The organism is Agromyces binzhouensis (assembly GCF_004135055.1).
In the GTDB taxonomy this organism is placed as follows: Bacteria; Actinomycetota; Actinomycetes; order Actinomycetales; family Microbacteriaceae; genus Agromyces; species Agromyces binzhouensis.
Genome location: NZ_SDPL01000218.1, coordinates 1 through 5251, shown reverse-complemented (window position 1 = coordinate 5251; position 5251 = coordinate 1). Strand labels below are relative to the sequence as shown.

Genomic DNA, 5251 nt, shown 5'->3' with positions numbered 1-5251 from the left:
GTCGGCCCCGGCCCGCGGTGCCGCCCGCGTCGCGGCACTCCCCGCCCCGACACCGGAGCCGAGGACGCGCGCGGACATGCCCTCACGGTAGTCGCCCCGGCTCCACGCTCGTCGGGGATACGCCGGTGGCCGGCCGGTCGCCCGGCGAGGTCAGTCGAGCGGCCGCAGGATCCGGTCGAGGAAGCGACGCGTGCGCTCCTCGCGCGGCTTCGTGAAGATCTCGCGCGGCGCGCCGCGCTCGACGACGACCCCGCCGTCCATGAACAGCACCTCGTCGGCGGCCTGCCGCGCGAACTGCAGCTCGTGGGTCACGACGACCATGGTCCAGCCCTCGTCCGCGAGCTCCTTGATGACGTGCAGCACCTCCCCGACGAGTTCGGGATCGAGCGCGCTCGTCGGCTCGTCGAAGAGCAGCAGGTCGGGCTTCAGCGCCAGGGCCCGCACGATGCCGACCCGCTGCTGCTGGCCGCCCGAGAGCTGGTGGGGGTACTGGTCGTGCTTCTCGGCGAGTCCGACGCGTTCGAGCAGGGCGGATGCCTCGGCGAGCGCCTGCGCCTTCGGCACCCGCTGCACGCGGATCGGCCCCTCCACCACGTTCTCGAGCACGGTCATGTGCGGGAACAGGTTGTGGTGCTGGAAGACCATCGCCGACCGGTCGCGCATCGCCAGGCGGTCGGCCTTCGCGGGTGCCCGGGCGAAGTCGATCGCGGGCCCGCCGTCGAACTCGAGCGTGCCGGCATCCGGCGTCTCGAGCCCGTTGAGCGAACGCAGCACGGTCGTCTTGCCCGACCCGCTCGGTCCGATGAGCGTCACGACCTCGCCGCGCCGCACCGAGAAGTCGATGCCGCGCAGCACCTCGTTCGACCCGAACGACTTGCGGATGCCGCGTGCCGAGAGCAGCACGGGGGCGTCAGTGGGCGACATAGCGGTCCAACCTCCTCTCCAGGCGCGTCTGCCCGCCGGAGAGCGCCAGGCAGAACAGCCAGTAGATCAGCGCCGCCTCGAGGTACAGCAGCATGAACTGCTGGCTGAACGCCGCGATCTGCTGCGCGACGCGGAACAGCTCGGTCACGAGGATCAGCGACGCGAGCGACGTGTCCTTCACGAGCGAGATGAACGTGTTCGACAGCGGCGGCACCGACACGCGCGCCGCCTGCGGCAGGATGACGCGACGCAGCGCGGTCGACGGCGACATCCCGATCGTGTACGCCGCCTCCCATTGCCCCTTCGGGACCGACAGGATCGCGGCGCGGATCACCTCGGCGGCGTAGCCGCCGACGTTGAGCGAGAACGCGATGATCGCGCTCGGCCACGGGTCGATGACGAGCCCGATCGCGGGCAGGCCGTAGAAGATCACGAACAGCTGCACGAGCAGCGGGGTGCCGCGGATCACCGAGACGTAGAACCGGGCGATGCCCGACACCACCCGGTTCCTCGACAGCCGCATGAGGGCCACGGCGAGTGCGAGCACGAGTCCGATGGCGAACGACGCGAGTGCGAGCGGGATCGTGCCCGTGATCCCGCCCCACACGATCGGCCAGAACGACTCGAGGAACAGTTGCAGGCCCTCGTTCACGGGTCACCGCCTTCCTGGGACGGCGACAGGCTACTCGGTGACGTCTGCGCCGAAGTACTTCTCGCCGATCTCCGCGAGCGTGCCGTCGGCCGCGAGCGCCTCGAGCGCCTCGTCGATCGCAGCGACGAGCGCCTCCTTGTCCTGCGTGAGCGCGAACGCGCTCTCGGACGACTCGTCGGTCTCGACGGCGGCCTCGATCGCGGCATCCGGCGTCGTGTTCACGTAGTCGAGGAACGTGAGCCGGTCGTTCACGGTGGCGTCGACGCGGCCCTGCTGCAGCAGCGCCACGGCCTGCGCCCAGCCCTCGACGGCCTCGACGTTCGCGCCCGACTCGGTCGCGAGCTCGTACCAGTTGCTCGTGAGCGACTGCGCGGTGATCTTGCCGGCGAGGTCGTCGAACGACGAGATCGACGTGTCGCCCTCGTTCACGACGATGACGCCGCGCGAGACGGTGTACGGAGTGCTGAAGAGGTACTGCTCCTCGCGTTCGGGGGTGATCGAGACCTGGTTCGCGATGACGTCGAAGCGTCCCGCGTCGAGGCCGGCGAAGATCGCGTCCCACTGCGTCTCCTGGAAGGCGATCTCGAGTCCGAGCTCGTCGGCGACGGCTTCGGCCACCTCGACGTCGTAGCCGACCAGGTCGCCCGAGCCGTCGTCGTGGTAGCTGAACGGACGGTACGTCCCCTCCGTCGCGACGGTGAGCGTGCCGGCCTTCACGAGGCCGTACTCGTCGCCCGCGGCATCCGCCCCGTCCGTTGCGCCGTCGCTCGTCGAGCACGCGGCGAGCGCGAGGACGGCGGCGGATGCGGCGGCGAGGCCGAGCAGGGTGCGGGTGCGAGTCATGGATGGTGCTCCGTTCGTGACGTGGAAGGGGTCCGGCTGTTCGGCGCCGGGCGCCGGGGACGGTGTCGGGCCCCGGCGGATGCGGAACGAGTCCAGCACGGCCGCGGCCACGAGGTGAAACCAGACGACGCCGCGTTTCATTTCCGATCGGGCCGGATCCGCGCGCGCCGCGGTCGCCGGCCTGCGGTCCGGTGGGACGCTCTCCGGCGCATGCGCGCGCGGGCATACACGGTCCGCGGCCCGGTGCGCAATGGGCGGCGTGGCCATTCCCGGCGTGGCTAGGCTGGCGCGGTCGAGGGGCGGATCCCCTCGTCGCACTGCCCCCGCAGAACCGAAGGAACCTGAATGATCACGCTCTCCTGGCTCCTCCTCATCGCCCTCGCCGGCGGCGTCCTCACGATCGTCGACGGCATCTGGCGCCTGCGCGCCCGCGGTGGGTCGACGGTGATCGGCATCATCGAGATCATCGTCGCCGGCCTCTTCGTGCTGTCGCTGTTCCTCACCGGCATCCCCTTCGGATCGCTGGTGCTCGGCATCGCGACGCTCGTCGTGCTCGTCGTCGCGCTGATCATGCGCGGACGCCTCGGCATGACCCTCACCATCATCGCCCTGGTGCTCGTCGCGATCTGGATCGTGCTCGAGAACCGCTGGCTCGTCATCCCCGGCATCAACAGCTGACGCCGACCGGCGCCGAGCGCCGAACGCGAGCGAGGCCGGCACCCGACAGGGTGCCGGCCTCGCTCGCTCGTCGGGCGTCCTCAGGCCGCGCGAGCCTCGGTGACGCGGCGCTTCTCGCGCACGTACACCTCGCGGCGGACGCGGGCCACCACGTCGCCGTCGGCGTCGACGACCTCGGTCTCGAACCACTCGAGCACCTTGGCGCCGCCGTGCGCGCGTCGCCGCAGCTCCTCGGCGCGTTCCCGCGGCACCTCGAACCGGGCCGTGAGCACGCCCCGGCCGGGCTTCACGAACTCGATCTCGCCGCGCGTGTCCCACACGACGAAGTCGCCGCCGAGCTGGTGCCGCACGAGCATGAAGAAGTACGGGTCGGTCATGGCCGACAACGACCCGCCGAACGCGGTTCCCACGTAGTTCCGCGTGAACACGTTGACGTGCAGCTCCACCTCGGCGCTCGTCCAGTCGGGCGCGAAGCGCCGCACCCGGATGCCGCTGAAGAGGTTGGGGGCCCAGAGGCTCATGCCGATCGCGAGTCGTCGTGGGGTCATGCGCATCGGACCAGTGTGGCGCGCGGTCGCGGCATCCGCTCGTTCGTCGTGGTTCCCCACAATCGCTCGCCTCGGCGCTGGCGGTTCCGTCGAAGCGTGCGGCGAGAGGATGCCGAGTGCACCGCTGGACGCGACGAACGGTGCGGATGGCATCCCCTCGCGGAGCGCACGGCGCCCGAGCGAGCGGGGAGCGGCCGGCCTAGAAGGCGCTCAGGCCGGTCAGCGCCCGGCCGATGACGAGCTGGTGCACCTCGTCGGTGCCCTCGTACGTGCGCACCGACTCGAGGTTGGCGGCGTGCCGCATCACGGGGAACTCGTTCGTGATGCCGTCGCCGGCGAGGATCGCCCGTGCCTCGTGCGCGATGCGCAGCGCTTCGCGGACCGAGTTGAGCTTGCCGACCGAGATCTGCGCGGGCGTCAGCGCTCCGCGCTCCTTGAGCCGGCCGAGGTGCAGCGCGAGCAGCACGCCCTTCTCGACCTCGACGAGCATGTCGGCGAGCTTGGCCTGGATCAGCTGGTTCGCGCCGATCGGCCGGCCGAACACCTCGCGCGAGATCGAGCGCCCGAGTGCGGACTCCAGGCACGACCGGGCCGCGCCCATCGCGCCCCAGACGATGCCGTAGCGCGCCTCGTTGAGGCATCCGAACGGCCCCGACAGGCCGCGCGCACCGGGCAGCATCGCGTCGGCGGCCAACCGCACGCCGTCGAAGGTCACGTCGCACTGGACCGAGGCGCGCATCGACAGCTTGCCGTCGATCGGCGTCGCCGTGAACCCGGGCGTCGCGGTCGGCACGAGGAAGCCGCGCACGACGCCGTGGTCGTCGCCGCCCTCGTCGTCGACCTTCGCCCAGACGACGGCCACGTCGGCGAGCGAGGCGAGGCCGATCCAGCGCTTCGCGCCGTCGACGACCCACTCGTCGCCCTCGCGTCGCGCGGTCGTCGTCATCGCCGCGGGGTCGCTGCCGCCCTGCGGCTCGGTGAGCGCGAAGCATCCGATGAGCTCGCCCGCGGCCATGCCCGGCAGCCAGCGCTCCTTCTGCGCCTCCGACCCGTACTTGTGGATGGCGCTCATGGCGAGGGAGCCCTGCACCGAGACGAACGTGCGCCAGCCCGAGTCCGCCGCTTCCAGCTCGAGGCACACCAGGCCGTATGCGACGGCACCGGCCCCGGCGCATCCGTAGCCGCTCAGGTGCATGCCGAGGAAGCCGAGCTCGCCGGCCTCGCGAACGAGCTCGCGACGGAAGTGCTTGTCCTCGAAGTCCTGCTCGATGACGGGCGCGATGCGCTCCTGCGCGAACCGTCGCGCCCGGTCGCGCCAGGCCAGTTCATCCTCGGTGAGCAGGGCGTCGAGGTCGAAGACGGCGTCGATGCGGGGTGCGACCGCGGTCGCGTCGGATTCGGTGGCGGTCATGTCGGTCCTTCCATGTGGTCGTGGGCCCGGCGGGCGGAGGTCGAGGTCAGTCGCGCGGCAGCCAGTCGGCGCCTCGGTGGGCGTCGAGTGCGGGCGGCGCGGTGCGGTAGCGCGCGCCGTCGCCGCCCAGTCGTATCGGGTTCGCGATCGACCGGTGCGGCGGCGCCGCGTCGTCCTCCTCGCGGGTCTCGGCGA

At 71.5% G+C, this 5251-nt stretch carries 6 protein-coding genes; 1 reads left to right on the top strand and 5 read right to left on the bottom strand.

Features of this window, described 5'->3' with window-relative positions; genetic code table 11:
• Nucleotides 1–150: 150 nt before the first annotated feature.
• The 3 genes from ESO86_RS11085 to ESO86_RS11075 are packed head-to-tail and all read right to left on the bottom strand — an operon-like array spanning nucleotide 151 to nucleotide 2419.
• Complete coding sequence (locus tag ESO86_RS11085; protein ID WP_129234996.1) at nucleotides 151–924, bottom strand: amino acid ABC transporter ATP-binding protein; 774 nt, start codon at nucleotides 922–924, stop codon at nucleotides 151–153.
• A complete protein-coding gene (locus tag ESO86_RS11080; RefSeq protein ID WP_207207098.1) occupies nucleotides 911–1576 on the bottom strand; it encodes an amino acid ABC transporter permease in 666 nt (221 codons plus the stop codon). Before ESO86_RS11080 ends, ESO86_RS11085 begins: the two co-directional genes overlap by 14 nt.
• 30 nt (nucleotides 1577–1606) lie before the next feature.
• The gene (locus ESO86_RS11075; protein WP_129234994.1) at nucleotides 1607–2419 is read right to left on the bottom strand and encodes an amino acid ABC transporter substrate-binding protein; all 813 of its coding nucleotides are present in this window, start codon (nucleotides 2417–2419) and stop codon (nucleotides 1607–1609) included.
• 345 nt (nucleotides 2420–2764) lie between these two features.
• Between ESO86_RS11075 and ESO86_RS11070 the strand changes: the two genes are divergently transcribed.
• Complete coding sequence (locus ESO86_RS11070; RefSeq protein WP_129234992.1) at nucleotides 2765–3097, top strand: hypothetical protein; 333 nt, start codon at nucleotides 2765–2767, stop codon at nucleotides 3095–3097.
• Between the two features lie 80 nt (nucleotides 3098–3177).
• Here the strand turns inward: ESO86_RS11070 and ESO86_RS11065 are convergent, their stop codons facing one another.
• Complete coding sequence (locus tag ESO86_RS11065; protein WP_129234998.1) at nucleotides 3178–3651, bottom strand: PaaI family thioesterase; 474 nt, start codon at nucleotides 3649–3651, stop codon at nucleotides 3178–3180.
• A gap of 193 nt (nucleotides 3652–3844) precedes the next feature.
• The gene (locus ESO86_RS11060; RefSeq protein WP_129234990.1) at nucleotides 3845–5056 is read right to left on the bottom strand and encodes an acyl-CoA dehydrogenase family protein; all 1212 of its coding nucleotides are present in this window, start codon (nucleotides 5054–5056) and stop codon (nucleotides 3845–3847) included.
• Between the last annotated feature and the right edge of the window lie 195 nt (nucleotides 5057–5251).